At 59.4% G+C, this 23,996-nt stretch carries 29 protein-coding genes and 1 other RNA gene; 14 read left to right on the top strand and 16 right to left on the bottom strand.

The annotated features are described in order from the left end of the window. Positions 1 to 5 precede the first annotated feature (5 nt). The 6 genes from AC2FF8_RS04655 to AC2FF8_RS04630 form a co-directional block, all read right to left on the bottom strand. Complete coding sequence (locus tag AC2FF8_RS04655; protein WP_496879031.1) at positions 6 to 323, bottom strand: CPCC family cysteine-rich protein; 318 nt, start codon at positions 321 to 323, stop codon at positions 6 to 8. A gap of 9 nt (positions 324 to 332) precedes the next feature. After that, on the bottom strand, positions 333 to 1,481 hold the full coding sequence (locus AC2FF8_RS04650; RefSeq protein ID WP_170343608.1) for an SPFH domain-containing protein: 1,149 nt from the start codon (positions 1,479 to 1,481) through the stop codon (positions 333 to 335). A gap of 22 nt (positions 1,482 to 1,503) precedes the next feature. After that, positions 1,504 to 2,424 carry a DUF2927 domain-containing protein gene (locus AC2FF8_RS04645; protein ID WP_170343609.1) on the bottom strand — a complete coding sequence of 307 codons (921 nt, stop codon included), beginning with the start codon at positions 2,422 to 2,424 and terminating at the stop codon, positions 1,504 to 1,506. Positions 2,425 to 2,473: 49 nt separating this feature from the next. Next, on the bottom strand, positions 2,474 to 3,664 hold the full coding sequence (locus tag AC2FF8_RS04640) for a toxic anion resistance protein (protein WP_496879030.1): 1,191 nt from the start codon (positions 3,662 to 3,664) through the stop codon (positions 2,474 to 2,476). 29 nt (positions 3,665 to 3,693) lie between these two features. Then, positions 3,694 to 4,608 (bottom strand): 5-bromo-4-chloroindolyl phosphate hydrolysis family protein, encoded by a 915-nt coding sequence (locus AC2FF8_RS04635; RefSeq protein ID WP_496879029.1) that lies wholly within the window; start codon positions 4,606 to 4,608, stop codon positions 3,694 to 3,696. Positions 4,609 to 4,783: 175 nt separating this feature from the next. Next, the gene (locus AC2FF8_RS04630) at positions 4,784 to 5,662 is read right to left on the bottom strand and encodes a pseudouridine synthase (RefSeq protein WP_496879028.1); all 879 of its coding nucleotides are present in this window, start codon (positions 5,660 to 5,662) and stop codon (positions 4,784 to 4,786) included. Between AC2FF8_RS04630 and AC2FF8_RS04625 the strand changes: the two genes are divergently transcribed. After that, positions 5,661 to 6,125, top strand: coding sequence for a nucleoside deaminase (locus AC2FF8_RS04625; protein WP_170343613.1), 465 nt, complete (start codon positions 5,661 to 5,663; stop codon positions 6,123 to 6,125). The two genes, AC2FF8_RS04630 and AC2FF8_RS04625, sit on opposite strands and share 2 nt — an antisense overlap. A gap of 15 nt (positions 6,126 to 6,140) precedes the next feature. Here AC2FF8_RS04625 and AC2FF8_RS04620 read toward each other — a convergent pair whose 3' ends face one another. Next, complete coding sequence (locus tag AC2FF8_RS04620; RefSeq protein WP_170343614.1) at positions 6,141 to 6,833, bottom strand: metal-dependent hydrolase; 693 nt, start codon at positions 6,831 to 6,833, stop codon at positions 6,141 to 6,143. 60 nt (positions 6,834 to 6,893) lie between these two features. Between AC2FF8_RS04620 and AC2FF8_RS04615 the strand changes: the two genes are divergently transcribed. Next, entirely contained in the window at positions 6,894 to 7,565 is a 672-nt protein-coding gene (locus tag AC2FF8_RS04615) for a ceramidase domain-containing protein (RefSeq protein ID WP_480683846.1), read from the top strand. A gap of 71 nt (positions 7,566 to 7,636) precedes the next feature. Here AC2FF8_RS04615 and AC2FF8_RS04610 read toward each other — a convergent pair whose 3' ends face one another. Then, positions 7,637 to 8,200 (bottom strand): DUF4202 domain-containing protein, encoded by a 564-nt coding sequence (locus tag AC2FF8_RS04610; protein WP_496879027.1) that lies wholly within the window; start codon positions 8,198 to 8,200, stop codon positions 7,637 to 7,639. A 156-nt stretch (positions 8,201 to 8,356) separates the two neighbouring features. Next, positions 8,357 to 8,515 (bottom strand): hypothetical protein, encoded by a 159-nt coding sequence (locus tag AC2FF8_RS04605; RefSeq protein ID WP_170343617.1) that lies wholly within the window; start codon positions 8,513 to 8,515, stop codon positions 8,357 to 8,359. A gap of 228 nt (positions 8,516 to 8,743) precedes the next feature. Between AC2FF8_RS04605 and gatC the strand changes: the two genes are divergently transcribed. From gatC to rnpB, 5 genes are all read left to right on the top strand, one after another. Continuing rightward, positions 8,744 to 9,031, top strand: coding sequence for an Asp-tRNA(Asn)/Glu-tRNA(Gln) amidotransferase subunit GatC (gene gatC, locus AC2FF8_RS04600; RefSeq protein ID WP_117868236.1), 288 nt, complete (start codon positions 8,744 to 8,746; stop codon positions 9,029 to 9,031). Between the two features lie 3 nt (positions 9,032 to 9,034). Beyond that, positions 9,035 to 10,522 (top strand): Asp-tRNA(Asn)/Glu-tRNA(Gln) amidotransferase subunit GatA, encoded by a 1,488-nt coding sequence (gene gatA, locus AC2FF8_RS04595; protein ID WP_257599144.1) that lies wholly within the window; start codon positions 9,035 to 9,037, stop codon positions 10,520 to 10,522. Between the two features lie 38 nt (positions 10,523 to 10,560). Beyond that, positions 10,561 to 11,265 carry a hypothetical protein gene (locus AC2FF8_RS04590; protein ID WP_496879026.1) on the top strand — a complete coding sequence of 235 codons (705 nt, stop codon included), beginning with the start codon at positions 10,561 to 10,563 and terminating at the stop codon, positions 11,263 to 11,265. Then, a complete protein-coding gene (locus AC2FF8_RS04585; protein WP_254439950.1) occupies positions 11,216 to 11,926 on the top strand; it encodes an N-acetylmuramoyl-L-alanine amidase in 711 nt (236 codons plus the stop codon). The genes AC2FF8_RS04590 and AC2FF8_RS04585 overlap by 50 nt, the downstream gene beginning before the upstream one ends. 122 nt (positions 11,927 to 12,048) lie before the next feature. Next, positions 12,049 to 12,448: RNase P RNA component class A (gene rnpB / locus AC2FF8_RS04580), an RNA gene on the top strand. Between the two features lie 6 nt (positions 12,449 to 12,454). Here rnpB and AC2FF8_RS04575 read toward each other — a convergent pair. From AC2FF8_RS04575 to AC2FF8_RS04565, 3 genes are all read right to left on the bottom strand, one after another. After that, positions 12,455 to 12,787 carry a GYD domain-containing protein gene (locus AC2FF8_RS04575; protein WP_152458759.1) on the bottom strand — a complete coding sequence of 111 codons (333 nt, stop codon included), beginning with the start codon at positions 12,785 to 12,787 and terminating at the stop codon, positions 12,455 to 12,457. A gap of 67 nt (positions 12,788 to 12,854) precedes the next feature. Continuing rightward, positions 12,855 to 13,697, bottom strand: coding sequence for a DUF2182 domain-containing protein (locus AC2FF8_RS04570; protein WP_496879025.1), 843 nt, complete (start codon positions 13,695 to 13,697; stop codon positions 12,855 to 12,857). Positions 13,698 to 13,710: 13 nt separating this feature from the next. Continuing rightward, on the bottom strand, positions 13,711 to 14,346 hold the full coding sequence (locus tag AC2FF8_RS04565) for a DUF1326 domain-containing protein (RefSeq protein WP_496879024.1): 636 nt from the start codon (positions 14,344 to 14,346) through the stop codon (positions 13,711 to 13,713). 267 nt (positions 14,347 to 14,613) lie between these two features. Here AC2FF8_RS04565 and AC2FF8_RS04560 point away from each other — a divergent pair, with 267 nt between their 5' ends. The 3 genes from AC2FF8_RS04560 to AC2FF8_RS04550 all read left to right on the top strand — a co-directional run bounded on the left by AC2FF8_RS04560 (position 14,614) and on the right by AC2FF8_RS04550 (position 16,331). Next, the gene (locus AC2FF8_RS04560; protein WP_496871727.1) at positions 14,614 to 15,321 is read left to right on the top strand and encodes a DUF533 domain-containing protein; all 708 of its coding nucleotides are present in this window, start codon (positions 14,614 to 14,616) and stop codon (positions 15,319 to 15,321) included. Between the two features lie 127 nt (positions 15,322 to 15,448). Beyond that, positions 15,449 to 15,616, top strand: coding sequence for a 50S ribosomal protein L33 (gene rpmG, locus AC2FF8_RS04555; protein WP_037309480.1), 168 nt, complete (start codon positions 15,449 to 15,451; stop codon positions 15,614 to 15,616). Positions 15,617 to 15,824: 208 nt separating this feature from the next. After that, positions 15,825 to 16,331, top strand: coding sequence for a hypothetical protein (locus tag AC2FF8_RS04550; RefSeq protein ID WP_257599141.1), 507 nt, complete (start codon positions 15,825 to 15,827; stop codon positions 16,329 to 16,331). 136 nt (positions 16,332 to 16,467) lie between these two features. Here the strand turns inward: AC2FF8_RS04550 and AC2FF8_RS04545 are convergent, their stop codons facing one another. Beyond that, positions 16,468 to 17,247 carry a Bax inhibitor-1/YccA family protein gene (locus AC2FF8_RS04545; protein WP_170343624.1) on the bottom strand — a complete coding sequence of 260 codons (780 nt, stop codon included), beginning with the start codon at positions 17,245 to 17,247 and terminating at the stop codon, positions 16,468 to 16,470. A 184-nt stretch (positions 17,248 to 17,431) separates the two neighbouring features. Further along, positions 17,432 to 17,641 carry a DUF1127 domain-containing protein gene (locus AC2FF8_RS04540; RefSeq protein ID WP_170343625.1) on the bottom strand — a complete coding sequence of 70 codons (210 nt, stop codon included), beginning with the start codon at positions 17,639 to 17,641 and terminating at the stop codon, positions 17,432 to 17,434. Between the two features lie 124 nt (positions 17,642 to 17,765). On the opposite strand from AC2FF8_RS04540, the gene AC2FF8_RS04535 reads away from it, so the two are divergent. Next, the gene (locus tag AC2FF8_RS04535) at positions 17,766 to 18,647 is read left to right on the top strand and encodes a LysR family transcriptional regulator (RefSeq protein ID WP_170343626.1); all 882 of its coding nucleotides are present in this window, start codon (positions 17,766 to 17,768) and stop codon (positions 18,645 to 18,647) included. A 6-nt stretch (positions 18,648 to 18,653) separates the two neighbouring features. On the opposite strand, the gene AC2FF8_RS04530 is transcribed toward AC2FF8_RS04535, so the two are convergent. Further along, positions 18,654 to 19,610 (bottom strand): NADPH:quinone oxidoreductase family protein, encoded by a 957-nt coding sequence (locus tag AC2FF8_RS04530; protein ID WP_257599140.1) that lies wholly within the window; start codon positions 19,608 to 19,610, stop codon positions 18,654 to 18,656. A gap of 338 nt (positions 19,611 to 19,948) precedes the next feature. Here AC2FF8_RS04530 and AC2FF8_RS04525 point away from each other — a divergent pair, with 338 nt between their 5' ends. From AC2FF8_RS04525 to AC2FF8_RS04515, 3 genes are all read left to right on the top strand, one after another. After that, a complete protein-coding gene (locus tag AC2FF8_RS04525) occupies positions 19,949 to 20,320 on the top strand; it encodes a helix-turn-helix domain-containing protein (RefSeq protein ID WP_170343628.1) in 372 nt (123 codons plus the stop codon). A gap of 40 nt (positions 20,321 to 20,360) precedes the next feature. Beyond that, complete coding sequence (gene hisN / locus AC2FF8_RS04520) at positions 20,361 to 21,152, top strand: histidinol-phosphatase (protein WP_496879023.1); 792 nt, start codon at positions 20,361 to 20,363, stop codon at positions 21,150 to 21,152. A 114-nt stretch (positions 21,153 to 21,266) separates the two neighbouring features. Next, a complete protein-coding gene (locus AC2FF8_RS04515; protein WP_496879022.1) occupies positions 21,267 to 22,601 on the top strand; it encodes an 8-oxoguanine deaminase in 1,335 nt (444 codons plus the stop codon). Here AC2FF8_RS04515 and guaD read toward each other — a convergent pair. Next, entirely contained in the window at positions 22,598 to 23,884 is a 1,287-nt protein-coding gene (guaD, locus tag AC2FF8_RS04510) for a guanine deaminase (RefSeq protein ID WP_496879021.1), read from the bottom strand. The genes AC2FF8_RS04515 and guaD overlap by 4 nt on opposite strands. Between the last annotated feature and the right edge of the window lie 112 nt (positions 23,885 to 23,996).

The following is a 23,996-nucleotide window of genomic DNA, read 5'->3' as shown; positions in this document are numbered from 1 at the left end:
GGCGCTCAGTCCTTGAGAGGGAAGTAGAGATAGTCCGCGCGGTCTTCCTCGGGCAGGACATGCGGCAGCATTTCGGCTTCGCAGGCCCCGATCGTCCTGAAATTTTTTCGCCCCTCGGCCAGCGTCAGGCCGTGATTGGCCGCCGAGGGCTCGCGTGGGTTCGTGTAATAATGGATGTCCTCGTCCTCCCAGAAACAGATCGGGCAGATCAGGTACTTTCCGCGTTCCGAAAGGGTGACATAGTCGCAGCAAGGGCAGACGAAATGCGGGTCGGGACGCGTTCTGCGCCTGCCCTTTTTCGAGCGTTTTCCAAGGCCGGCCACGCGGTGCCCTCATGCGCCGGGCGGGGGCGGCGGCAGAATGGTGAACAGTTGCGCCAGTTCCTGCACCTCGCCCGCCTTCTTCCAGCCGTCCTGACCGGGCGTCCACACGTAGGTGTCGCGCGTGATCTCGCCGTCGCTGGCCATGCGGCCCATCTTGGCCTTCGAGAACGGGCCGCTGGTCTGTCCGTCCACCGCGATGTGCCACACATGCTCGACCGGCGGCGGGGGCGGCGGGGCGACATGCGCAGACGGTTGCGGGGCAGCGGGCGCGGGCGCGCCCCACGGGCCTGACGGCCGACCCGCTGCCATGTTCGACATCTGGTTCGCCATCGCCATGCCCATTCCCATACCAAGGCCAGCGCCCATGCCGCCACCGCCGTTTGGGTTGCTGGCGGCCGCCGTCATCGCCTCGGCTGCGGAATACTGCGTAAACTTGCCCAGATCCCCCGCCAGCCCCATCGAGGTACGCTTGTCCAGCGCCGCCTCGACTGCCGGCGGCAGTGAGATGTTTTCGATGTAGAATTCAGGCATCTCCAGCCCGTATCCGTCCAGCACGGGTGAGACCTCGGCCGCGATCAGCTTGCCCAGATCGGCGGTGTTGGCGGCCATGTCCAGAACCGGAATGCCCGAGCCTGCAATGACCCGGCTGAATTCCTGCACGATGATGTTGCGGATCTGAAAGCTGATCTCGTCCATGGTGAATTCACCATCGGTGCCCACGATCTCGATCAGGAACTTGGCCGGGTCTTTCACACGTACCGTATAAGTGCCATAGGCGCGGATCCGGGTCGGGCCGAATTCCGGGTCGCGCAGCATGATCGGGTTCTTGGTGCCCCATTTCAGGTCGTTGAACCGGGTGGTGTTGACGAAATAGATCTCGGACTTGAAGGGCGACTGGAACCCGTGATCCCAATGTTGCAGCGTCGTCATGATCGGCATGTTGTTGGTTTCGAGCATATAAAGGCCCGGCGTGAACACGTCGGCCAGTTGGCCTTCGTGTACGAATACCGCCGCCTGACCTTCGCGCACGGTCAGCTTGGCGCCATACTTGATCTCGTGGCCTTCGCGTTCGAACCGCCAGACCATCGTGTCACGGGTGTCGTCCACCCAATGAATGACATCAATGAATTCTCCGGTCAGAAAATCGAAAATTCCCATCTGGGTTCTCCTGTCATCGGGGTCAGAGCGGCTGCCCCATCAATTCATGTGCGATTATTCGTACAATGGGTCGTGCTTCATCAACGTCTATGCCGGGCTGCAATCGCGGGTCATACAACATCGTCAGCAGCTTTTCGTCGTGGCTGGTCAGCAGGGCAAATTCGTCATCATCGTTGAAAATCGAAGGTCGCGCTGCCGGGCTGTCATTGGACAGGCCAAGACCCTGAGCAATTTCTTCGTGAATGCAGCTTTGGCGGCCCAGATCCGTCAATTCGGCCCGGATAAGGGAAACGGCACGTACGTATCTGTGTGGTGATGAGGTCGTAGCCGACGCAAACACCAGACAGTCGAAATTGGCGCGTGGATTGGCCACCAGATTCAGCGAATCCTGACTGATATTCGGGATCAGCTGTTTCAGGCGGGATACGACATAGGCGCTGTCATCCTTGCCTGCAAAAAAGACATGGAAATTGGCGTTGCGGGAGACGACGGAAACCGGATGATCGGTCAATCTGGCCAGACGGGTGGCAAAGGACCGAACCTGATCTGCATCTTGCTGCCGTGCAGAAGGAAGCACGGAGGGGCCGAACTCGGTCTGTATCCGGACAGAGCCGGACCATCGGCTGAGTTGCCCGTCCGTCTGACGCGAGCCAGCCGCGACGCTTTGCGTCGGATATTCGCTGTAGAACGCGATCGCTTCGAAATTCCGCGCCAGATCGTCGGCATCATAGGGGGTGTCGGGGCCGCCCCCATCGGTGCGTAAAAGCCCCCGCACCAGCAGGTCCCGTTCAACCCGTCGATAAAAGCGCGCCAGATCCTGACTTGCGGCAGATGGCGGCACATAAGCATTGGCTGCCTCGGGTGCGGGTGTCGGGCGAGGTTGTGGAACAACGGATGACGTCAGGGTCTCGTCGCAATTGGCCAAGGCCAAGAGCGATACCATCCCCAAGGTTCCTTTCAAGTAACCGAAGGCCCGCACGCCGATCCCGCCCTTAACCGGGTACCGCCGTACCGGCAGTGTCGCCAGTTCCGTCGCGCCGTGCCTTGGCAGACGCCAAAGTGTCGCGCAGTTCCTTTTCCATCTTCTGCAACTCGGCTTCGGCTGCGGCGCGTTTGGCCTTGCCTTCGTCCGCAATCGCAAGGCTTTCGTTGATGGTGCCAATCAGGTCGGCATTGGCCTGCTTGACTGCTTCGATGTCGAACACACCGCGCTCCATTTCTTCGCGGATTATCTTGTTCGATTCACGCAGGTTGGCTGCGTTCGAGGTCAAAAGCTCGTTGGTCAGGTCATTGGCATCCCGCACCGCGGCGGCGGCTTCGGCGCTGCGCTGAATCGTAACCGCCTGGGCCAGTTGCGTTTCCCAAAGCGGGACGGTGTTCACCAGTGTCGAGTTGATCTTGGTGACCAGCGATTTGTCGTTTTCCTGAACCAAGCGGATCGACGGCAGGGACTGCATCGTGACCTGTCGTGTCAGTTTCAGGTCATGAACCCGGCGTTCGAGGTCATCGCGTGCCGCGCGCATGTCACGCAGTTCCTGCGCCTTCATGACTTGCTGGTCTTCCGGAGCGGCCTGAACTTCGGCCTCCTTTTCAGGGATGTCGTGGCTGTCCAGCTCGGTCAGTTTCTCTTCGCCCGCCGCGATGTACAGCGCCAGTTCATCATAGAAATCCAAGGTCTTTTCATACAGCAGGTCCAAAGACTTGATATCCTTGAGCAGCGTATGCTCATGCCCCAGTAGATCGTCGGTTATGCGGTCTATCTGGTCCTGAACCTCTTCGTACTGGGCGGTGAATTTCGCAAATGGTGCAGCCCTGCCCAACAGTTTTTCCCACCAGCTGCGCTCGCGGCGCACGTCTAGTTCACTGACCGAGAACCCGCGGATCGTGGTTACGATGTTGCGCAGGCTGTCACCGGCCGGGCCGACATCCTTGTTGCGCACATCCGCAAGCATGGCCTGGCTGATCTCCTGCAACTCGGCCTGCGCGGACGAGCCGAACGCGACGATAGAATTGGTGTTGTCCATGTCGATTTCATTCATCCGCTTGCGGATTTCGGCGCTGACGGGTTCGTCGGCTTCCTCCAGCGACACGACCTCGGCCTGTGGTTCGGGCAGGGCAACTGCGGTGACTTCCTGTACCAGAGTTTCGGCCTGTACCGCCTTTTTCTTGATCTCATCGGACATGGGGATGTTCCTCGCTCAAATATGGCCGGTCAGTCCAGCCGGACGCCTTCGCGCTGCAATCTTTCACGCAGCACGTCGATTTCGACCGTCAGATCACTGCGGTCATCCAATAACATTTTCCGCGTACGCGCGGCAAAATTCTGTTCCAGATCGTCCAGCAGGGCGGAATAGTCGGCCAGTGCCTGCGCGTCGCGGGTGCGCGCGTAGATATCGGCAAATTTGACAGTCGCATCACGCGCGCCCTGTAGATAAACGGTCAGGTATTTTCTGGCACCAGCCAGATCGCGGGGGTCTTCCTCGACCGTGCGGAACAGGTCACGTGCGGTGTCCTGAAATCGCTCGACCCGGGCTTCGACGCGTCGGTCGCCCGCGCGTTTTATGGCATCCGTCATTTCCGACAAATGTTTCTCGGCATCATCGACCACGCGGGCCACGCGGTCTTGCTGAAAGGTGTCGACCCCCTCCATGCCCTTGTTCTTCATCGGATCAAGGCCGAATGAGACAGAATGCAGAACGGTCGCTGCCACGCCAAACAGCGCGGGGGCCAACAGGCTGACCTGCGCGGCTGCTTCAGCGTCCAGAAACTCGGATCTGTAAGACGCAAGGCCTGCGCCAAGGCCCGTGAGAACACTGGCAAATATCTTGCGCGGAAAAGCGGGCCGTCGGGCGGTTTTGCGGGCGTTGTACGCGGCCTCGGCCCTCAGACCTTCCCGCAGCAAGAATGCGGCCGCCGTCAGGAAACCAGCTGCGACCAGCCCCATGGTCATGCCAATCGCGCCGTCGTTCAGGGACAGAAATACCAGAGGAATGGCGGGCACAAACAGAATATTCGCACGTGCGCCAGCGGGCTCGACCCGTGCGCCGTCAAACTGACCCCTCGGCAGTGGGGTGTTTTCCGATTCATCGCCGTTCGGGCTGTATTTGCCGCCAAACCGTTTTGCCATGGCTTACAGACCCCCGAGCAAGCCAGTGCAGACGCCGAACAACAGTACCAGCAGTGCCGCGTAGGCCAGTTTTTGCACTCCGCTTCCGGACATCACGCCCCCCAAATAGCAGCTTTCACTGAAAATTTAGGGGATACGTGGGCTTAGCGCTAGGGGGAAGGTTGCCGAACCCGCATCACTTGCGGGGATTCTTGCCGATCCGAGACCGTTTTCTTTGTGGCCGTGACGGGCGTTTGGGCGCGTTGTCGGGTTTGTCCTCGGCGTCCAGACCCAGCTGGTCGCGCATGACCCGGCGACGGACTTCTTCGACCTCGCCCTGTTTCAGGGTCCCCAGCTGGAAGGGGCCATAGGACACGCGCAACAGTCGGTTCACGGTTAAGCCGATATCTTCCATCGCGCGGCGGATTTCGCGGTTCTTGCCTTCGCGCAGGCCGATCGTCAGCCAGGCATTTGCGCCCTGTTGGCGATCCAGCGACACGGTCATTGGCTGAAACCGCTCTCCCTCGATCACCAGCCCCTTGCGCAGCGGTTCGAAATCCTCGTCCTTCGGGCGACCGTTCACCCGCACGCGGTACTTCCGCAACCAGCCGGTCGAGGGCAGTTCCAGCTTGCGCTTGATGCCGCCATCGTTGGTCAACAGCAGCAATCCTTCGGAATTCAGGTCCAGCCGACCGACGCTCATCACCCGTGGCATGTCGTCGGGCAGCTTGTCGAAAATTGTCTCTCGTCCTTTTTCGTCGCTGGTCGTCGTCACCAACCCGGCGGGCTTGTGATACAGCCAGAGACGCGACGGTTCCGGTTCCGAGACCGGCTTGCCGTCGACTGCGATCTTGTCTTTCGCCGTCACGTTCAGGGCGGGGCTGTCGATGGTCTTGCCATTCACTGCCACGCGGCCTGCTTCGATCATGCGTTCCGCCTCGCGCCGCGACGCTATGCCAGCGCGGGCCAGGACTTTGGCGATCCGATCGCCGGGGGGTGGGGTCTTGTTCATGTCAGGGCCATACCGCATCCCGCGCGCTTGCGAAAGGCGGGTTTCTGATGCAGTCAGGGGCATGGTGTTCAAATCGCATATGCAACAGGCCCTGTCCGAGGCGCGAGCGGCAGCCGACAGGGGGGAGGTGCCCGTGGGGGCTGTTGTCGTTGGTCCGGACGGAACGGTCGTGGCCGCGGCCGGAAACCGGACGCGCGAGTTGAATGATCCCACGGCCCATGCGGAAATCATGGCCTTGCGAGCAGCCTGTGCGCAGGCGGGCTCTGAACGGCTGCCGGATCACGATCTCTATGTCACGCTGGAGCCTTGCGCGATGTGCGCCGCAGCCTTGGCGGCCGCGCGCATCCGGCGGATCTATTACGGTGCGGCAGACCCCAAATCCGGGGGCGTGGCGCATGGCGCGCGCGTGTTTTCACATGCACAGGCGCATCACGTGCCCGAGGTCTATGACGGGATTGCAGGCGAAGAGGCTGCCGCGCTTTTGAAGGCCTTCTTCGAAGCGCGCCGCAAAGACGCGCCGGGCTGACGCGCTGCGCTGTCGTCAGACGGTGATGGCTTTCATAACCTCAGGTTCGATCACATCGACCCCCGGCAATCCGTCGATCAATGCCCGTGCGGATTGTTCCAGAATGGGGAACGTCCTGTAGTGGCATGGGATGACCGTCTTGAAGTCGAAGTACCGTTTCGCGGCATAGGCGGCGGCTTTCATATCCATGGTGAAATGCCCGCCGGCTGAAAGGATGCCGATATCGGGCTTGTAGTAATCCCCCATCCAATCCATGTCCGCCATGATGTCGGTATCGCCCGAAACATAGAGCATACGCCCCTCGGCCGCGATCATGAAGCCGACCTCACTGCCGCCGGTGCGCAGACCATCTGGTGTTGAAAAAGTCGAACTGTGAGAGGCCGGAACCATTGTCACCTTGACGCCGTTCAGATCGACGGTGCCGCCTTTGTTGAAACCGATGGTCTCGATGCCTTCCGCTTCGCTCCAGTATCCCATCAGGTCATACTGTCCGACAACGGGGATTTTCAGGTGTTTGGCCAGCGGCAGAATGTCAACCACATGGTCGAAATGCGTGTGGGTCAGAAGGATATGAGACGCACCATCCAGCGCTGCATCATGCTGATCTTCCGGCAAGACCGGGTTGCCGGTCAGCCACGGGTCGATCAACAGAACCTGCCCCTGAGTTTCAATGCGAAAACTGCCATGGCCCAGCCAGATAATGTTCATTCCGGTTTTCCTCCCATAAGGTCTCTTGGCAGCAGCCTAGCATCGGCTATGTAAAATTCCATGGACTGGATTCGAGAAATTGATGGCTATTGTGAACGCGTGTCGCCGGACTATTGGGCCGAGCCGATCAATGCGATCACGAACGCTGCTTTTCTGATAGCCGCATGGATCATGTGGCGGCGCGTGCGCGATCAGGACATGCCGCTGGCCAAGGGTCTGGTCGTGATTTTGGCCATGATCGGGATCGGAAGCTATCTGTTTCACACCCATGCCCGGGTTTGGGCGGCCTTGGCGGATGTGGCGCCGATCCTGCTGTTCATATTGGTCTATATATATGCGGTGAACCGCGACATCTGTCGGATGTCGTCTGGATTGGCGATCTGCGGTACGCTTCTGTTTCTTCCGTATGCGGCGGCCGTTGCACCATTGTTCCAACTTGTGCCGGGGATTGGTGGGTCGGCGGCTTATGCGCCGGTCCCTTTGTTGATCCTGATCTACGCGTTCCTGCTGCGGGGCAATGATCCGAACTTGGCCAGAGGGATGACGCTTGGGGCTCTGATCCTGATTCTATCGATCACTTTCCGGGCGGTCGATCTGCCAATTTGCAGGCAATGGCCGATGGGGACGCATTTCATGTGGCATATCCTGAATGCCATCATGCTGGGTTGGATGATCGAAGTGTATCGCGCGGCTCTTGTCAGGGGCCGTTTTGGCAAAGGCCCGGCGTCTTGAGGCGCGGAGGGATCGCGTGTGTCCTCCGAGCTTCGTGAAAAGGAGGTCAACGAAACCGCCCTGGTCCGATCCTAGTTCTGAAAGGCTGCCGCCAGATGGTCGGGCAGATCGAATTCGCTCAACACCCGAGCGCGGCCTTCGGGCGACATCTTGCGAGCCGTTTTTTCAACGATGCTCTGGATTTTCTCGGCCGAGTGTTTCGCGGCAAAGGGCTGGAAATACCATTTCAGGAATACAAAGCAGATCACGTCTTCCAGCGCCTGCACCTCTGCGTCGCGCTTGATGCCCTTTTTGCGCAACATGCGCCCTGCGGCCTCGACCTGTTCCGCGTCATAACCTTCACGGGTCATCAATCCCATGACCACATCGGCATGGTGTTCGCCCTGCGCCTTGCGCCATGACAGGTATCCAGCCCGGCCTTCGGGATATTCACTGCGGGCAAGTCTCCAACGTTCCACATGCTGCCCGCGCGCGGCGATCTGAAGGGCGTCAGAAGCGTCCGGAAACAGGCGGTCCAACTCGGCACTCATGCGTTCGCCATACAGCAGTGCCGCAGGGCGGCCATCGTCTTGGTTGGGGTCATTTGCATTGGCTGCGTCGATTGCGTCCAGAACCGCTTGTTTTTGCGCGCTCATCATCTGCTCCACTGGCTTGCCTGAACTACGAAACCTCGGCGCAGTTCTGTTCTGTATTCGACGTCATGCTAACGGCTTGCCCTGGGATGTGCATCCTCGAAAATGAAAAACGGCCGGGTCAGAGAGGGGATATCTGACCCGGCCGGGACCTGCGCTTTACTTGGCAGGTTTAACCTGATCCTGCGTGACCGGTTCCGCGATAGGGGACGGGAAGGTCAACGTGCGTGTCAGGTTGCTTGTGTCGATACCCAAAGCCATGGCCGGTGCGGCCAAAATCGTGGCGGACAAGACTGCGGCTGTTATCAGGGGTTTCATGTTTTTTCTCCGGTTTGCGTTATGTCGCATAAATAAAATGAACAGTACAGTTCAGTTTTCAAGATCGATAATGAACTATTCGGTTTACTTTTTTGCATACCGGCCATTCAGTTTTGAATGGCCGCAGAAGTGGAGGGAATTCCAAACTTGCACCTGCCCATGGCACCCCGGTCTTGCGACTGTCGCTACAGACGGGTAAACGCCCCCTAACGTAGATGAGGGAAGCCGATGTCGATTGACCAAAGCACCGCCGCCAAAGTGGCCAAACTGGCCCGGATCAAGGTCGAGGATGACGCGCTGCCGGCGCTGGCATCCGAGTTCAACACCATCCTGGGGTTCATCGAACAGCTGAACGAAGTGGATGTGGAAGGTGTCGAGCCGATGGTCTCGGTCACACCCATGCGCCTCAAGCGTCGTCAGGACGAAGTCACCGATGGCAATCAGCAGGACAAGATTCTGGCCAACGCCCCCGACGCCCGCGAAGGGTTCTTCGCAGTCCCCAAAGTGGTGGAGTAAGACATGAGCGATCTGAACAAAATGGGCCTGGCCGAGGCCCGCGACGCATTGCGAGCCGGCGACGTCACTTCTGTTGAGCTGACAGACGCCTGCCTGAAAGCCATTGATGAAGCAGATGCGCTGAACGCATTCGTCCACAAGACGCCTGAGATCGCGATGGAACGCGCCAAGGCGGCGGATGAACGGATCAAAGGTGGCGACGCTCCGTCAATGTGTGGCCTGCCGATCGGCATCAAGGACCTGTTCTGCACCAAGGGCGTGCCGTCGCAAGCCGCGTCGGGCATTCTTGAAGGATTCAAGCCGGAATACGAATCCACTGTTTCACAGCAACTGGCTGACGCAGGTGCCGTTATGCTGGGCAAGCTGAACATGGACGAATTCGCCATGGGGTCGTCCAACGAAACATCGGTCTATGGCAATGCCGTCAGCCCTTGGCGTCGTGGCAACGATGATACGCAGCTGACGCCGGGTGGCTCGTCCGGCGGGTCGGCGGCGGCCGTTGCTGCCGATCTGTGCCTTGCGGCAACGGGCACCGATACCGGCGGTTCCATCCGCCAGCCCGCGGCTTTTGTCGGCATCACCGGCATCAAGCCGACTTATGGTCGCTGCTCTCGTTGGGGCATTGTTGCCTTTGCATCCTCGCTGGATCAGGCCGGGCCGATGACCAAGAATGTCCGCGACGCCGCGATCATGCTGGAAACCATGTGCGGTCATGACGCCAAGGATTCGACCAGTGCGGACCTGGCGGTCCCGAATTTCGAAGCGATGCTGACCGGAGACATCAAGGGCAAGAAGATCGGTATCCCCAAGGAATACCGCATGGACGGCATGCCCGCCGAGATCGAAAAGCTCTGGGCCGACGGTGCCGCGATGCTGAAGGATGCGGGGGCCGAGATCGTCGATATCTCGCTGCCGCACACCAAGTATGCGCTGCCTGCCTACTATGTGATCGCCCCGGCCGAGGCGTCTTCGAACCTCGCCCGCTATGACGGTGTCCGTTATGGGCATCGTGCGCAGTTGGCGCAGGGGGATGGCATCACCGAGATGTATGAAAAGACCCGCGCCGAGGGCTTTGGTCACGAAGTGCAGCGCCGGGTCATGGTCGGCACCTATGTTCTGTCGGCTGGTTTCTACGACGCCTATTACAACCGTGCCCGCAAGGTGCGCACGCTGATCAAGAAAGACTTCGAAGACGTGTTCGCGGCCGGGGTCGACGCCATCCTGACCCCGGCAACCCCATCGGCAGCCTTCGGTCTGGGCGAAATGACCGAAGCAGATCCAGTTCAAATGTATTTGAACGACGTCTTTACAGTGACCGTGAACCTGGCCGGTTTGCCTGGTATCTCGGTCCCCGCAGGGCTGGACACACAAGGCCTTCCGCTGGGATTGCAACTGATCGGGCGTCCTTGGGAAGAAGGCGATCTGCTCAACACCGCCTATGCGCTGGAAAATGCGGCCGGTTTTGTGGCCAAGCCCGGGAAATGGTGGTAAGCCTCGGGCAACTGAAGCATTAGACACGGAGCCAAACAATGCGCGTTTTGCTTTTGGTGCCCGCTCTGACATTGGCAGCTGCATGCACGGATGTCGCGCCGCTGACCAGCACAGGTTTCAACACGCCTGAATACCAGGCGCAGCGCGAGGCTCAATTGGCAGGTCAGGGTGCGGTCGGCAACCCTCTGCTGGCTCCGGTCGATGTGTCACAACAACCGCTGGGCGCCCCTGGTGCGGCGACTGTTGCGACGGGTGAAAACGCGGATATCGCCAACCAGGCCGCGGCGGCATTGGCCAGCACATCTGGCCAAGACCCAGCCGCTGCTACGGCGGTTCCGGTGGCGAACACTGGCGCGATTTCGGATGAACAGGATTTTTCTGCCGTCTCCGAACGCCGCAGCATCGAATCCGACGCCGCCCGGATCGAGCAGAACCGCCAGACCTACGAAATCGTGGCCCCTACGGCAGTGCCCGAGCGTACGGCGAGCGGCCAGACAAACATCGTGCAATACGCGCTGAGCACGTCCAATCCCGTCGGCACCCAACTCTACAGCCGCTCGGGCTTCAACCTTCAGGCCAAGGCTCAGAGGAACTGCGCGCAATTCCCATCCCCCGATCAGGCTCAGATCGAGTTTCTGTCCAATGGCGGCCCCCAGCGTGATCGCAAAGGTCTGGACCCGGATGGGGACGGCTATGCATGTGGCTGGGACCCAAGCCCGTTCCGCAGTGCCGTCAGCAACTGACGCCCTGAGCCCGATCTGGCATCCGTCGCCAAATTTCGGCGAACGCCGGGGTGGTCTGACGCCGTCTTTGATCGTGATTCACTACACGGCAATGGACAGCGCGCAGGCGGCTCTGGATCGTCTGTGCGACCCAAAGGCCGAGGTCTCGGCCCACTACCTGATCGGCAATGATGGCACGCTGTGGCAGATGGTGCGTGAAGAGCACCGCGCTTGGCACGCGGGTGCCGGAGAATGGCACGGTCAGACCGACATAAACTCTCGTTCCATTGGCATCGAGTTGGACAACACCGGCAAGCATCCGTTCCCGGAACCCCAGATGCACCGGCTGGAACAGCTGTTGCGCCAGATAATGCACCGTTGGGCCATCTTGCCAAACGGTGTTATCGGCCATTCGGACATGGCGCCCGGGCGCAAATTTGACCCCGGTCCGCGATTTGACTGGTCGCGGCTCGAGCGCAATTTGCTGGCCGCGCCCCGCGGAAATGCCGCTGGTCTGCCAACTGCATCAGAGGGCCAGTTCCGAAATCTGGCTCAAGCCGCCGGTTTCAGCGCTGATGTAGACAATGAAACTCTGTTGCATGCCGTCCGTCTTCGATACCGCCCATGGGGCAGGGGGCCATTGCAGCAAGCCGACCTCGCCCCGTTGATCCGGCACTCCTGATCCGCACTTCATCTGGCCGAAAATATCCCGGGGTTGAATTGGCCGCAGGCCAAGAAGGGGCTGGCCCCTTAACCCCTTTCCACTCTTGACGATGCTGGGCGCAGAGCCTACCCAGCCCAAGCGCGGAGGGCCGGATGGCCGCTGGGGTCGCAAGGCCCGAGAGGAAAGTCCGGACTCCACAAGACAACGGTGCCGGGTAACGCCCGGGCGGGGTAACCCGACGGAAAGCGCCACAGAAATCAGACCGCCTGCGACTTCGGTCAAGGGTAAGGGTGAAACGGTGGGGTAAGAGCCCACCGCGCCGCTGGCAACAGCGGCGGCACGGCAAGCCCCACCGGGAGCAATGCCAAATAGGGTCCCCGCGCGGGCCGGTCGGCGCAAGCCGATACCGCCGCTAAGCGCGTCTTGGCCGAGAGGGACCGGGTTGGCAGCTTGAGCCGTGCAGCAATGCACGGCCTAGAGGAATGGTCATCGAAGGGGGCAACCCCGGAACAAGATCCGGCTTACAGGTCCTCCGCGCGTATCCTCCTATCCTCCGGGCGGCGTGTAGGAGCCGGTCAGCGCCGCCGCCTTTTCGGTTATCGACGTGAACTCGTCCGCAGTCCAGGCGCGAACGGTTTCGATGTTCGTCACTGCACCCGATGCGGCGACGGCCATGCCAACGGCCACGGCGTCTGTGCCATCAGGGGCTTCGCTGATCACGACCACGTCGTTGCTGCCGGTTGTCATGTAGAAGGACAGCAACCTGCCACCTACTTTTTCCAGCAGAGCCTTCACCGGACCGGTGCGGTTCTCGGGCTTTTGCAACATGCCTTTGACACCGGCTTGCGAGTAAGATGCGTAAGTAATGAAAATGGGCATGGATACCTCCTGTTACATCAAATCGTTTTTGGGTCTTCAAGTCAGCCGACCCCGGGGCCGTCGAAAATCAGGTGCCAGAAAACAACGGCGCCGTGATGAACCAAAGGCCAGCGCCGATCAGCGCAGAACCTGTCACCGGCACAAGCCACCGGGCCCCGGGCAGGAGTTTTTCCAGCGCGACATAGGCGGCAATTCCGACAATCCAGTAGAGATTCATGATCCCACCGACGAACAGCAGCAACATCAGTGCCCAGCAGCATCCCAGACAATACGTGCCGTGCAGGATACCGGTTCGGAATGCACCGAATGTTCCGGGCCGGTTGTGATCGGCCAGGAAACGTGCGGGGCTTTGACAGTGGCGCAGGCATGCGTTTTTCAAACCTGAAAACTGATAGGCGCCAGCCGCCAGCAGAATACTTCCTGCGAAGACGCCCGAGCTGATCGTCATCATCCGCCCGTCGGACAGCCCGACATGTTCCAACCCCCATTGCAATGCGGTTGCAATCAGGCTGAGCGCCCCCCAGGCCACCAGATAGCCGGATAAAAACCACAGGCTGAACGCAACCGTCCGATGCTTTTCGGGCCCTGTCCGCTTGACCGCGATGAACAGAAGAACGGCAGGCGCAGCGCTCGGGGTCATCATGGCGATCATCATGACCCACCACATCAGAAAGATCAGCAAAGCATAGCTTGCGCTCCACGCTGCTGCCGGGCCCATTTGCATGGGGTCTCCGACCGGGCCGGCCATCCGGGTCATCTCGACCGCGGACATGTTCATCCCGACGCCGGCTATCGTGTACCAGGTTGCACCGAGGATGATCAGAAGGACGCTTCCCAGAACAATCGCGTTGTCCTGTCTCAGCAACCGCTCAACCGTCCGGCCCCGGGGCGATGCGTTCTGTTTGGCCATGGGGGTTCTCTGCCTAAGCGCCCAAGACGCCATGGCCCGAGATGTTCAGATGCGCCAGATGAGCGTGCGTCGCGTCAAAGGTCAGGCTGATCTGACCGCCTGTTGTCGTCGCACTGCCCGATGCCGCCTCGGCATGGCGGTATTCAAAGCCATTCGGCAATTGTATCGACGCGCGGTGAGGTGCGCCCGAGACGATATGAGGGATCGGATTGACCACGACATCGAAAACCCCGGCAACCTTGGCGTATCCGCTGCGCTCTTCGCGGTTCCAATCCAGCTCGATCGGAACAAACAGCGTTTCATGTTTCAAAGGCGCCATGGCGCTGAAGACATACCAGAACGTAGCCATTTCATCCGTGTCCAGACCGGTCATGATCGCTTGCAACGCGGCCCGCTGGTCAGCCTTTGCGCTTTCATCAATGATCAGCTGCATCTGACCGTTGCCCTCATGAATTGGTCCCGGCCAATGATAGACCCCTGCCGCCCGAAGCCCGCCCAGATCAATGTCACCGTAGTGACCGCTTTGAATGTCGAAAACGACAACCGCCTCGCAGTTTCCATGAGACGGAAGTACGCTGAACTGACACGGGCAACCGAAATTGCAATTGCAATTGGCCAGTTCTTCGGCCTGAATAGCCCATTCTGTCATGATAGCCCCCAAGAAAAGTCGCGTGGAACAACTCTGCTCGTTGCAGGTTGCCCCCATTCACGCTGCCTCGGCCTTCGAGCCTGAATTCGGCTTCTTGGATGGGCGAACTTATCACGAATTCGTGATATGCACAAACATGATGCCGGATAACACGCCTTCTTCAGGTGTTATGGTGCACGTCAGTCGCGCTGGGGTTGAGCGCAGTATTCGGGATTGCATTCGGCTGTTAGGCTTTTGGAACCAATTTGAAGATATGGGAGGTTGATTATGAGCTTTATGAAAACGCTGGCGTCCGTTGCCATTGGTTTTGCTGCGGCCAAGGGCATGGAAAAATATCAGAAGATGGGCGGCATGGCTGGGCTGCAAGACAAGATGCAAGGCGCCGGCGGTGGTTTCGGCGTGGATCAGCTGGGCAAAATGGCAGAACAGTTTGGTCTGCCCGGTGGCGCGTCAGGCTTGCAGGACATGATGAGCAAGATGGGCATCGGCGGCAGCACAGCCGGGGCCGCCGGATTGGGTGGATTGTTGAATGCCATGCAGGGTGCCGCCAAGACGGCCAATCAACACACGGGTGACATGATGGAAACCGTGTTCGGCGGCACGCCCGCGGGTGCGGCGATGGAAGAACAGGCGAAGCTGATGCTTCGGGCGATGATCCAAGCTGCCAAGGCGGATGGCGAGCTGGATGAGCAGGAAAAGGAAATCATTCTGGGTGAATTGGGCGATGACGTCAGCGAGGAAGAGCGCGCATTCGTGCAAGAGCAGCTGAACGCACCGATTGACGTCATGGGATTGGCGGCTGATTCTGGTGCGCCGCTCAAGACGCAGATCTATGCGACATCCCTGGCCGCGATCCGTCTGGACAACGCGCGCGAGGCGTCCTATCTGCGGCAGTTGTCCACCGCGTTGGGCCTTTCGGACGCGGAAAGAGACCAGATTCACACCTATATGGGTGCGCCAACCCTGCCCGGGTGATCCTGCACCAGATTCCTGAGCCGGTATCATCTGATTGGCCTTGACATGGCCGGTGCAGCGCGTAAAAGCGCACGCTCATAGGAATTCAACCGAAAGGCCCCTGCCTTTTCGGACGCAGGAGATAACCATGGCGAAGCCGACGACAATCAAGATCCGTCTGAACTCGACCGCGGGCACGGGCCACTTCTACGTGACCAAGAAGAACGCGCGCACCATGACCGAGAAAATGACCATTCGTAAATACGACCCGGTCGTTCGCAAGCATGTCGAGTACAAGGAAGGCAAGATCAAGTAATCTGCCATTCCATTTGGAAATTCCGAAAAAGGGCTCTGGTGCACAGAGCCCTTTTTCAGTTCCGGTTTCCTGATTTCGGTGGGTGGCAGGCCTGGGCAGTCCGTTGCAGTGGCGCATCAGCGTTTGGGACAATCGCATCCCCTGCGGCTTGCTTTTTGTGGGAACCTGCAAGTACGCTTCAGCAAACCGCCACAAAATGTTGACCGCCATGAAAAAAATCTTGTTATCCACAATTGCCGTTCTAACCCTAGCGGCCTGTGAAGACCCGTTTAACCGCGAAGGTGTCGGGTTTACTGGAATCGATGGCGAACCACGCACGATTTCGGACGTACCCGGAGCCGTAGCCTTTCTGCCAGATGCGACCAACGTTCCGGCAGAACTGGCGGAACTGCGGACAGTCACGCTTTTGAGTGATGAGGTGGATCCTTCCAAGGTCGCATCGGTTGCAATCGACAACGGCGGCCAGACGCCGGACACTGCGGTGCAATTGCAAGGGAGCGACACGAACCTGTTCCTCAGCACTGTCAGTGTGAACGGCACTTTGTTTGGTGTGCTGCGCACGCATTCCAACAGTGTGAAAGTCGACAATTCGATCGGTGTGGGCTTTGCGGAAGAAACAGAGCGTTTCACCGGCTGTCTGCCGGCTGGCGGTGTTTTCCGCAAAGGAACATCCGAGAAGAGTTCGGGCTTTGCCATTCCGCTGAACTGTAGCTGAACACATAAACGCTTCGGAAACAGAAAGCCCCGCCTTGTCAGGCGGGGCTTTTCATTTCCGGGTAAAAGAAGTCCGGCGCGCAAAGAAAAGGGCCGGTCAATGACCGGCCCCAAACCAATTCAGGTGTCAACAAAGGCTATTCCTGCTGGCCCATGAACATCAGCAGGAACTGGAACATGTTCAGGAACGAGATGTACAGGCTCAGCGCGCCGTCAAAGGCCGCTTTGTCCAGCCATTCCTGATCGCCATGCGCAGCATGGGCGACGTATGTGTTCTTGATGTCCTGCGTGTAGAACGCGGTCAGACCGGCAAAGATCAGGATGCCAATGGCCGAGATGGCCAGCATCATCACGCCGGATTGCAGAAACAGGTTGATGATCATTGCAACCAGCAGACCAATCACACCCATCATGAAGAAGGTGCCCATTCCGCTGAGGTTCCGCTTTGTGGTATAGCCATAAAGGCTGAGGCCAGCAAAGGCGATTGCCGTCACCAGGAAGGTCTGGGTAATCGAGTAGGGCGTGAAGATCATGAAGATCGAGCTCATCGAGATGCCCATTACCGCGGCAAAGACGAAGAAGCCAAGCTGAACTGTCGCGGCTGAGCCGCGGCGCATCAGGGCACCCCAGCCAAATAGGATAAAGGCCAGCGGCGCAAACATGACCACCCATTTCAGCGGCGACAGGAACAGCGCGCCACCCAGGCTGGTCAGATAGCGATCTGCGCCGATCTGTGCGACCGCGTTGCTTGGATCGCTGGTTACTGCCAGACCGGCAATAGCCCATGCCGCCAGTGCAGTGATCAGCATGCCGACGGACATTGTGCCGTAGACTTTGTTCATGTGGGCGCGCAGGCCCTGATCAATCTCGGCGGCGCGCGCGCCGGATGCCGTCCGGATCGTGTCGAATTGTGCCATCAAAGGGTCTCCCTAGTCGTCAAGTTAGAGCGCCCCGGCAGAGCGGGGCGGTTTTCCATCTAAATATCGGCAACAAGGGGCTGTGTTTCAAGAGATTCCGCGGGAAAACCGACTAAAACACGCAACAAAAATGCCAACAGGCGACTCGACGTCGCCCATCGCCATAAAAATATGAGAGTCACAGTCACCTTTTCCAGAATTGAGGTGCATCCCAGAAGAAGCGTTCTGCTTCTGAGGTTGCTTCCTCGCGGGTCAGACCGATATCGTCCAGCATGGCGGCATCCAGCTGTGCCAGCTTTCGCCGCTGTCTGGACAGTTCGAACGCTTGTGAGATCAGGGACACCAAAGAACGTTTGGCCGGTTTGCAGGGATTATGGATTGCGAGTTGCGTCATAACTTGTCCTTTCTGTATTCTCGATGGTTTTGCTGGCTGTTATCAATTTCCTTGATTGATATGGGTGCGTATGACATATTTTGAAAACGAATATTTTTGATGGAACGCATAAGGAATCGTGAAGATGCGGAATTTGGACATTACAACCCTGCGATCCTTTGTGGCGGTGGCGGATCAGGGCGGTGTGACCCGCGCTGCCGGATTTCTGCACCTGACGCAGTCTGCGGTGTCCATGCAGCTGAAACGGCTGGAGGAGCTGCTGGGCCTGGAGTTGCTGGACCGAAGCGGTAGGACAATTGCTCTGACCGCATCCGGTGAGCAGCTGTTGGCCTACGCGCGCCGCATGATTGCCCTGAATGACGAGGTAATCTCGAAACTCACCGACCAGGCCTTTGAAGGCGAAGTGGTTCTGGGCGTTCCCCATGACATCGTCTACCCCGCGATCCCCCGGGTCCTGCAACGGTTCAACGCCGATTTTCCCCGTGTCAGGGTGCAGTTGGTGTCGTCCTATTCACTGCAATTGAAAGACATGTACAAGCGGGGCGAATGTGATGTGATCCTGACGACCGAACCGTCTTCGGCCGATGGCGCAGAGACCATCGCAGAGCTGCCGTTGCGCTGGATCGGTGCGCCGGGCGGATCTGCATGGCGCAAACGTCCGTTGCCACTGGCGCTTGGACGGCGCTGCTTGTTCAGACCGCAGGTCATTTCGGCACTGGATGCCGCCGGAGTACCGTGGGAACTGTCGGTGGAAACCGAAAACGACCGGACAATAGAAGCCACGGTCAGTGCCGATCTTGCCGTACACGCAATGCTGGACGGAACCGAGGCCGCGCATCTTGAACAGATCGACTCGGGTGGGGCTCTGCCGGATTTGCCTGCGCATATGATCAATCTATACGGTGGGGAACCGGGCCGGGATGCGGTTGTCGAAGCTCTGGCACAATTGGTGCGTCAGAACTTCAGATTGCTGGGCGGTACGCAGTTGCGGGCGGTGGTTGGGTGATCGCGATCAGGGCGTGATCACGATCTTGCCCGTCGATTTTCGCTCTTTCAGCAACTGCATTCCCTGCGCGACGTCTTCAAGTGGCAGGACGTGACTGATATGCGGTTTTATCCTGCCCTCTGAATGCCATTTGAACAGGGTTTCAAAACTGTTGCGCACAGCTTCGGGGCGGAACTTCAGATAACCGCCGATATACACCCCGATCACGGTTAGGTTTTTGACCAGAAGATGATTGGCCGGAATCTGCGGGATGTCGCCCCCGGCGAATCCGATGGGCAGCAAACGCCCTTCGGGATTGGTCGCGCGGAAAGCGGCCTTGAACACATCCCCGCCGATGACGTCATAGACGACATCCGCGCCGCCCAGCGATTTGACCCGTTCCCGCAAGTCTTCGGAAGCATCGATCAGATGATCGGCACCAGCGGCACGGGCAACGGCAAGCTTGTTCTCGCCGCGTGCCTGCGCGATGACCGTGGCGCCCATGAGTTTGCCGATTTCGACGGCGGTCAGGCCGACGCCTCCCGCTGCGCCGGTGACCAGAAGGGTTTCACCCGGTTGCAGGCGTGCCCTGTGTTCAAGGGCCATGTGACTGGTGGCATATGCGATCTGGATGGCGGCGGCGTCTTCGAAGCCGGTGCCGTCCGGCAGCACGATCGCACGGTCCGCGTCGAACACGCCGTATTCTGCCAACCCGCCCTGACCTGAATAGACCGCGATCCGGTCGCCCGGCCTCAGCGTCGAAACGCCGGGACCGACTGTATCCACGACGCCGGCGATCTCCATGCCCAAAGTGAATGGGGCAGGTGGCGTGTCCTGATACGCGCCCGTCTGCATCAGCAGATCGGCGAAGTTCAGGCCGCACGCTTTTATGGCGACCCGCACCTGACCTTCGCCCGGCTCGGGTGTTTTCACGTCACAAAGCTGGGCAGACGCCCCGTCGTATGGAATGCAATAGGCCCGCATATCGTTCCTCAAGAATTTGCGACATAGGCGCGTGTGCCGCCAGAAAAGTCAATCCGTTTGCTGCGCGGGCGCAAAAGGGCCCTATTTTGAAGGCGGATTCAGTTGCAGGAATACGTTTCTGTAAAGGCTTGAGGTAATACAACCACAAATCCCTGTCAGGGGTGTTCGACTCAACCAGCTTGAAAAAAATCTCAAAACCGGCATTATATGCAGTCAGTGCTGTTAACGGGGGGCGGTACAGTCCGTATTAGGGAGCGGTTAAGGGGAGCTCTCTAAAACTGCGATATCGGACGTCGCAAAATCCCGTGCAGATGTTTGTGTAGTATAGGAGAATACCAATGACTCATCACGTCGATGTCCATGTGGGCAAGCGCGTTCGGCATCGCCGCTGGCTGATTGGGATGACCCAGCAGCAGTTGGCGCAGCAAGTTGGTATCAAGTTTCAGCAAATCCAGAAATATGAGACCGGTGCCAACCGAATCAGCGCATCCCGCCTGTGGGACATCGCCGAGGCGCTGGATGTTCCGGTCAGCTTTTTCTTCGAAGGTCTGGAAGAAGCCCAGAAAAGCGATGCGGACAAGAAATCCGTCCCTGCTGACCTGATGGGTGACAAAGAAGCTTTGGATCTGGTGCGCTCTTACTATGCGATTCCGGAAAACCAGCGTCGCCGCCTGTTCGAACTGGCGCGGGTTCTCAGCGACGTTGCCTGACTGACTTGACTTTGTCGCGGATTGCCCGCACCTCGGGGCCATGCAACCGACGACACTGAGCGATATCGAAATTGCCGAAGAAATGGCCGAGGCTGCGCGTGAGGCCATACTCCCCTTTTTTCGTCAAACAAATCTGGAAACCGCCAACAAACTGACCGACGGGTTTGACCCGGTCACCGTGGCTGACCGCGCCGCTGAACAGGCGATGCGGGACGTTCTGGCGCGGCGGTGCCCGGATGACGGTGTGCTGGGCGAGGAGTTCGGCGCGCATACGGGCACCAGTGGCCGTACCTGGGTACTGGACCCCATCGATGGCACCCGTGGGTTTATCAGCGGCACGCCAACCTGGGGTGTTTTGATTGCGCTGAGTGATCAGGACGGGCCTTTTATGGGTGTAATCGATCAGCCGTATATCGGAGAGCGCTTTGTCGGATCGTCTTCCGGTGCTCACATGACCGGTCCGCAGGGCACCAGAAGAATTCGAACGCGCGATACCAGGGCGCTGGATCAGGCGACTTTGTTTACCACGTTCCCCGAGGTTGGAACCCCGCAGGACCGCGCAGGGTTTCAGGCCGTGTCCGATCAGGTACAGCTGACGCGCTATGGAATGGATTGCTATGCCTATGCGCTTCTGGCTGCCGGGCAGGCGGATTTGGTGATCGAGGCGGGCTTGAATTCCTATGATATTCAAGCGCCGATTGCCGTTATTCAGGCGGCTGGCGGTGTCGTGACTGATTGGCAGGGCGGCCCCGCGCATCAAGGCGGTCGGGCCCTGGCTGCGGCCAACGCTGACCTGCACGCCGCAGCGCTTGAGATACTCCGCCAATTCTGAATCCTGTTGCCCGGCGCATCAAAGGCAACTACACCGGGGATGGCCGGTTCTTGCGCCCGTTTTCCACCGGCCGACGCACTTCTTGCATGAGACGGGCAGATGCAGGAGCGCGAAATGACGGAAACCCTACTCAAGAATGCTGATCTGATCCTGACGATGGACGAGTCCCGGCAGGAATTGTCCAAGGCCGATATTTTGGTCCGCGACGGGCAGATTGCCCGGATCGGGCGGGGATTGGAAACACAGGGTGAGGTGCATGATGTTTCAGGCTGTGTGGTGACGCCCGGCCTGGTGAATACCCACCACCATCTTTATCAAACTCTGACACGGGCGGTGCCGGGCGGACAGGATGCGTTGCTGTTTGGGTGGCTGCAAACGCTCTACCCGATCTGGTCGCGTTTCGGGCCGGAGGAAATGTTCACCTCGGCCCAGATCGGTTTGGCCGAACTGGCGCTGTCGGGGTGCACGCTCAGTTCCGATCACCTTTACCTCTATCCCAACGGTGCGCGGCTTGAGGATACGATCGCTGCCGCATCCGAGTTGGGGATGCGGTTTCATCCGACACGCGGCGCGATGAGCATCGGCGAGAGCGATGGGGGTCTGCCGCCGGACCATCTGGTGGAAAAGGAAGCCGCCATTCTGGACGACATGGTACGTGTCGTGGATGCGTTTCACGACCCGTCGGAGGGTTCGATGTGCCGCGTTGGCCTTGCCCCGTGTTCACCGTTTTCCGTCAGCCGGGACCTGATGCGCGATGCGGCGTTGCTGGCGCGGGACAAGGGCGTGATGCTGCATACCCATCTGGCCGAGAATGATGAGGATATTGCCTATTCGCAGGCGCAATTCGGCTGCCGCCCGGGGCAATATGCCGAGGAATTGGGTTGGACCGGCCCGGATGTCTGGCACGCCCATTGCGTCAAGCTGGACGGGGCCGAGATTGATCTGTTCTCGCGCTCTGAAACAGGCGTGGCCCATTGCCCCTGTTCAAATTGCCGCCTCGGATCGGGTATCGCGCCGGTGCGGGCGATGCGCGATGCGGGTGTCAAGGTCGGCTTCGGCGCGGATGGATCGGCCAGCAATGACAATGGCAACCTCATGCTTGAGGCGCGCCAGGCCATGTTGTTGCAGCGGGTCGCCAATGGTGCGGATGCCATGTCGGTCCGCGAAGCGCTTGAGATTGCGACGCGCGGCGGGGCGGATGTGTTGGGACGTCCCGATTGCGGACGGCTGATGCCCGGAAAACGTGCCGATATTGCGGTGTGGGATATCTGCGGCATCGAAAGCGCGGGCAGTTGGGATCCGGCGGCGCTGCTTCTGGCGGGGCCGATGTCGGTGAAACACCTGTTCGTCGAAGGCCGCCAGATCGTACGTGACGGGCACATAACGACCATTGATCTGCCCCGCGTGATCGAGCGTCAGAACACGCTGGCCCGGGCGTTGCAGGCTTAAGCCGCCTGCCGCCCGCCGATCCAGACCTCTGCCACGGCCCGATCATCGCCCATCATGATCGTCGGGAAGATCGCTTCCCAAACGTCTTCTGCATGGGCCTCGCGCTGGGCGATGGCGGGGGTCGAGGCGAGGTCGATCACGACCAGATCCGCCTCCATCCCCGGAGTGATGTTTCCGATGCAGTCGTCCATACGCAGGCTACGGGCCGATCCGACCGTGCCCAACCACAGCAATTGCGCCGGGTGCAGAGGGCGGCCGCGCAATTGGCCGATCTCATAGGCGGCGGCCATGGTGCGCAGCATCGAAAAGCTGGACCCGCCGCCGGTATCCGTGGCCAGACCGATCCGGTGGCCATCATGGATCAGCCCGTTCATGTCAAACAGTCCCGATCCGATGAAGGTGTTCGACGTGGGGCAATGAATCAAAGAGGCATCGACCTCGCGCAGCCGATCCCGTTCCCGGTCTTCCAGGTGGATGACATGGCCATACAGGCCGTTCTGGCCCAACAGGCCAAATTTCTCGTAGGTATCCAGATAATCCCTTGCATCAGGGAACAGGGACCGGACCCATTCGATTTCATCCGTTTGCTCGCTCAGGTGGGTTTGCATGAGACAATGGGGATGTTCGGCCCAAAGCGCGCCCATGGCCTCGAGCTGTTCCGGGGTCGAGGTGGGCGAAAAGCGTGGTGTGATCGCATAGGACAAGCGGTCGACGCGATGCCATTTTTCCAGCAGGGCGGCGGACTGGTCATAAGCCGTCTGCGCGGTGTCGCGCAGACCTTCGGGCGCGTTACGGTCCATGCAGGTCTTGCCGGCGACCACACGCTGCCCACGCTGTTGCGCCGCGGTGAAAAAGGCATCCACGCTTTCAGGGTGAATCGTGCAAAAACTGCACATGGTCGTGGTGCCGTGGGCGGTCGTCAGGTCCAGATACCGGTTGGCGATCTCGGTCGCATAGTCGAAATCGCCGAACTTCATCTCTTCCGGGAAGGTGTAGGTGTTCAGCCAGTCGATCAGCCGCTTGCCCCAGCTGGCGATCATCGCCGTCTGTGGGTAATGCACATGCGGGTCGACGAACCCAGCCATGATCAAGCACGTTCCGTGATCCTTCGTGACTGCGTCAGGATGGGCTTTTTTCAGCGCGTCGATGGTGCCGACCTCGGCAATTCGCCCGTGTTCGATCACGACCGCTTCGTCCAACCGGGTCGCCTCGGTCGGCTCTCCGTCGAAGGGTGAGCCTGTGAAACTCAGAACACGCCCTTTCAAAAGCGTCTTTTGCGCCATTTTCCCTGTTCTCCGCCTGTTTGGAACCGCACACCAGCATAGGCGGACGAAAGAAGTGGGTAAATCGGCGCATTGTCATTGTTTTCCGGTAGCTGCTTCTTCTATTTAAGAG

It is taken from the genome of Ruegeria sp. YTSA144, assembly GCF_059610125.1.
The sequence above is the reverse complement of the archived record's forward strand: the minus strand, read 5'-3'. Positions and strand labels throughout refer to the sequence as shown.

Bases quoted from the DNA above. Each gene is read 5' to 3' on its own strand.
- hisN (WP_496879023.1), top strand. From the start codon at position 20,361: ATGCAACCGACGACACTGAGCGATATCGAAATTGCCGAAGAAATGGCC.
- AC2FF8_RS04545 (WP_170343624.1), bottom strand. From the start codon at position 17,247: ATGGCACAATTCGACACGATCCGGACGGCATCCGGCGCGCGCGCCGCC.
- gatC (WP_117868236.1), top strand. From the start codon at position 8,744: ATGTCGATTGACCAAAGCACCGCCGCCAAAGTGGCCAAACTGGCCCGG.
- AC2FF8_RS04615 (WP_480683846.1), top strand. From the start codon at position 6,894: ATGGACTGGATTCGAGAAATTGATGGCTATTGTGAACGCGTGTCGCCG.
- AC2FF8_RS04570 (WP_496879025.1), bottom strand. From the start codon at position 13,697: ATGGCCAAACAGAACGCATCGCCCCGGGGCCGGACGGTTGAGCGGTTG.
- AC2FF8_RS04540 (WP_170343625.1), bottom strand. From the start codon at position 17,641: ATGACGCAACTCGCAATCCATAATCCCTGCAAACCGGCCAAACGTTCT.
- AC2FF8_RS04590 (WP_496879026.1), top strand. From the start codon at position 10,561: ATGCGCGTTTTGCTTTTGGTGCCCGCTCTGACATTGGCAGCTGCATGC.
- AC2FF8_RS04530 (WP_257599140.1), bottom strand. From the start codon at position 19,610: ATGCGGGCCTATTGCATTCCATACGACGGGGCGTCTGCCCAGCTTTGT.
- AC2FF8_RS04620 (WP_170343614.1), bottom strand. From the start codon at position 6,833: ATGAACATTATCTGGCTGGGCCATGGCAGTTTTCGCATTGAAACTCAG.
- AC2FF8_RS04560 (WP_496871727.1), top strand. From the start codon at position 14,614: ATGAGCTTTATGAAAACGCTGGCGTCCGTTGCCATTGGTTTTGCTGCG.
- AC2FF8_RS04625 (WP_170343613.1), top strand. From the start codon at position 5,661: ATGGTGTTCAAATCGCATATGCAACAGGCCCTGTCCGAGGCGCGAGCG.
- gatA (WP_257599144.1), top strand. From the start codon at position 9,035: ATGAGCGATCTGAACAAAATGGGCCTGGCCGAGGCCCGCGACGCATTG.
- AC2FF8_RS04535 (WP_170343626.1), top strand. From the start codon at position 17,766: ATGCGGAATTTGGACATTACAACCCTGCGATCCTTTGTGGCGGTGGCG.
- AC2FF8_RS04645 (WP_170343609.1), bottom strand. From the start codon at position 2,424: ATGGTATCGCTCTTGGCCTTGGCCAATTGCGACGAGACCCTGACGTCA.
- rpmG (WP_037309480.1), top strand. From the start codon at position 15,449: ATGGCGAAGCCGACGACAATCAAGATCCGTCTGAACTCGACCGCGGGC.
- AC2FF8_RS04525 (WP_170343628.1), top strand. From the start codon at position 19,949: ATGACTCATCACGTCGATGTCCATGTGGGCAAGCGCGTTCGGCATCGC.
- guaD (WP_496879021.1), bottom strand. From the start codon at position 23,884: ATGGCGCAAAAGACGCTTTTGAAAGGGCGTGTTCTGAGTTTCACAGGC.
- AC2FF8_RS04605 (WP_170343617.1), bottom strand. From the start codon at position 8,515: ATGAAACCCCTGATAACAGCCGCAGTCTTGTCCGCCACGATTTTGGCC.
- AC2FF8_RS04515 (WP_496879022.1), top strand. From the start codon at position 21,267: ATGACGGAAACCCTACTCAAGAATGCTGATCTGATCCTGACGATGGAC.
- AC2FF8_RS04575 (WP_152458759.1), bottom strand. From the start codon at position 12,787: ATGCCCATTTTCATTACTTACGCATCTTACTCGCAAGCCGGTGTCAAA.
- AC2FF8_RS04565 (WP_496879024.1), bottom strand. From the start codon at position 14,346: ATGACAGAATGGGCTATTCAGGCCGAAGAACTGGCCAATTGCAATTGC.
- AC2FF8_RS04610 (WP_496879027.1), bottom strand. From the start codon at position 8,200: ATGAGCGCGCAAAAACAAGCGGTTCTGGACGCAATCGACGCAGCCAAT.
- AC2FF8_RS04585 (WP_254439950.1), top strand. From the start codon at position 11,216: ATGCATGTGGCTGGGACCCAAGCCCGTTCCGCAGTGCCGTCAGCAACT.
- AC2FF8_RS04635 (WP_496879029.1), bottom strand. From the start codon at position 4,608: ATGGCAAAACGGTTTGGCGGCAAATACAGCCCGAACGGCGATGAATCG.
- AC2FF8_RS04550 (WP_257599141.1), top strand. From the start codon at position 15,825: ATGAAAAAAATCTTGTTATCCACAATTGCCGTTCTAACCCTAGCGGCC.
- AC2FF8_RS04640 (WP_496879030.1), bottom strand. From the start codon at position 3,664: ATGTCCGATGAGATCAAGAAAAAGGCGGTACAGGCCGAAACTCTGGTA.
- AC2FF8_RS04650 (WP_170343608.1), bottom strand. From the start codon at position 1,481: ATGGGAATTTTCGATTTTCTGACCGGAGAATTCATTGATGTCATTCAT.
- AC2FF8_RS04630 (WP_496879028.1), bottom strand. From the start codon at position 5,662: ATGCCCCTGACTGCATCAGAAACCCGCCTTTCGCAAGCGCGCGGGATG.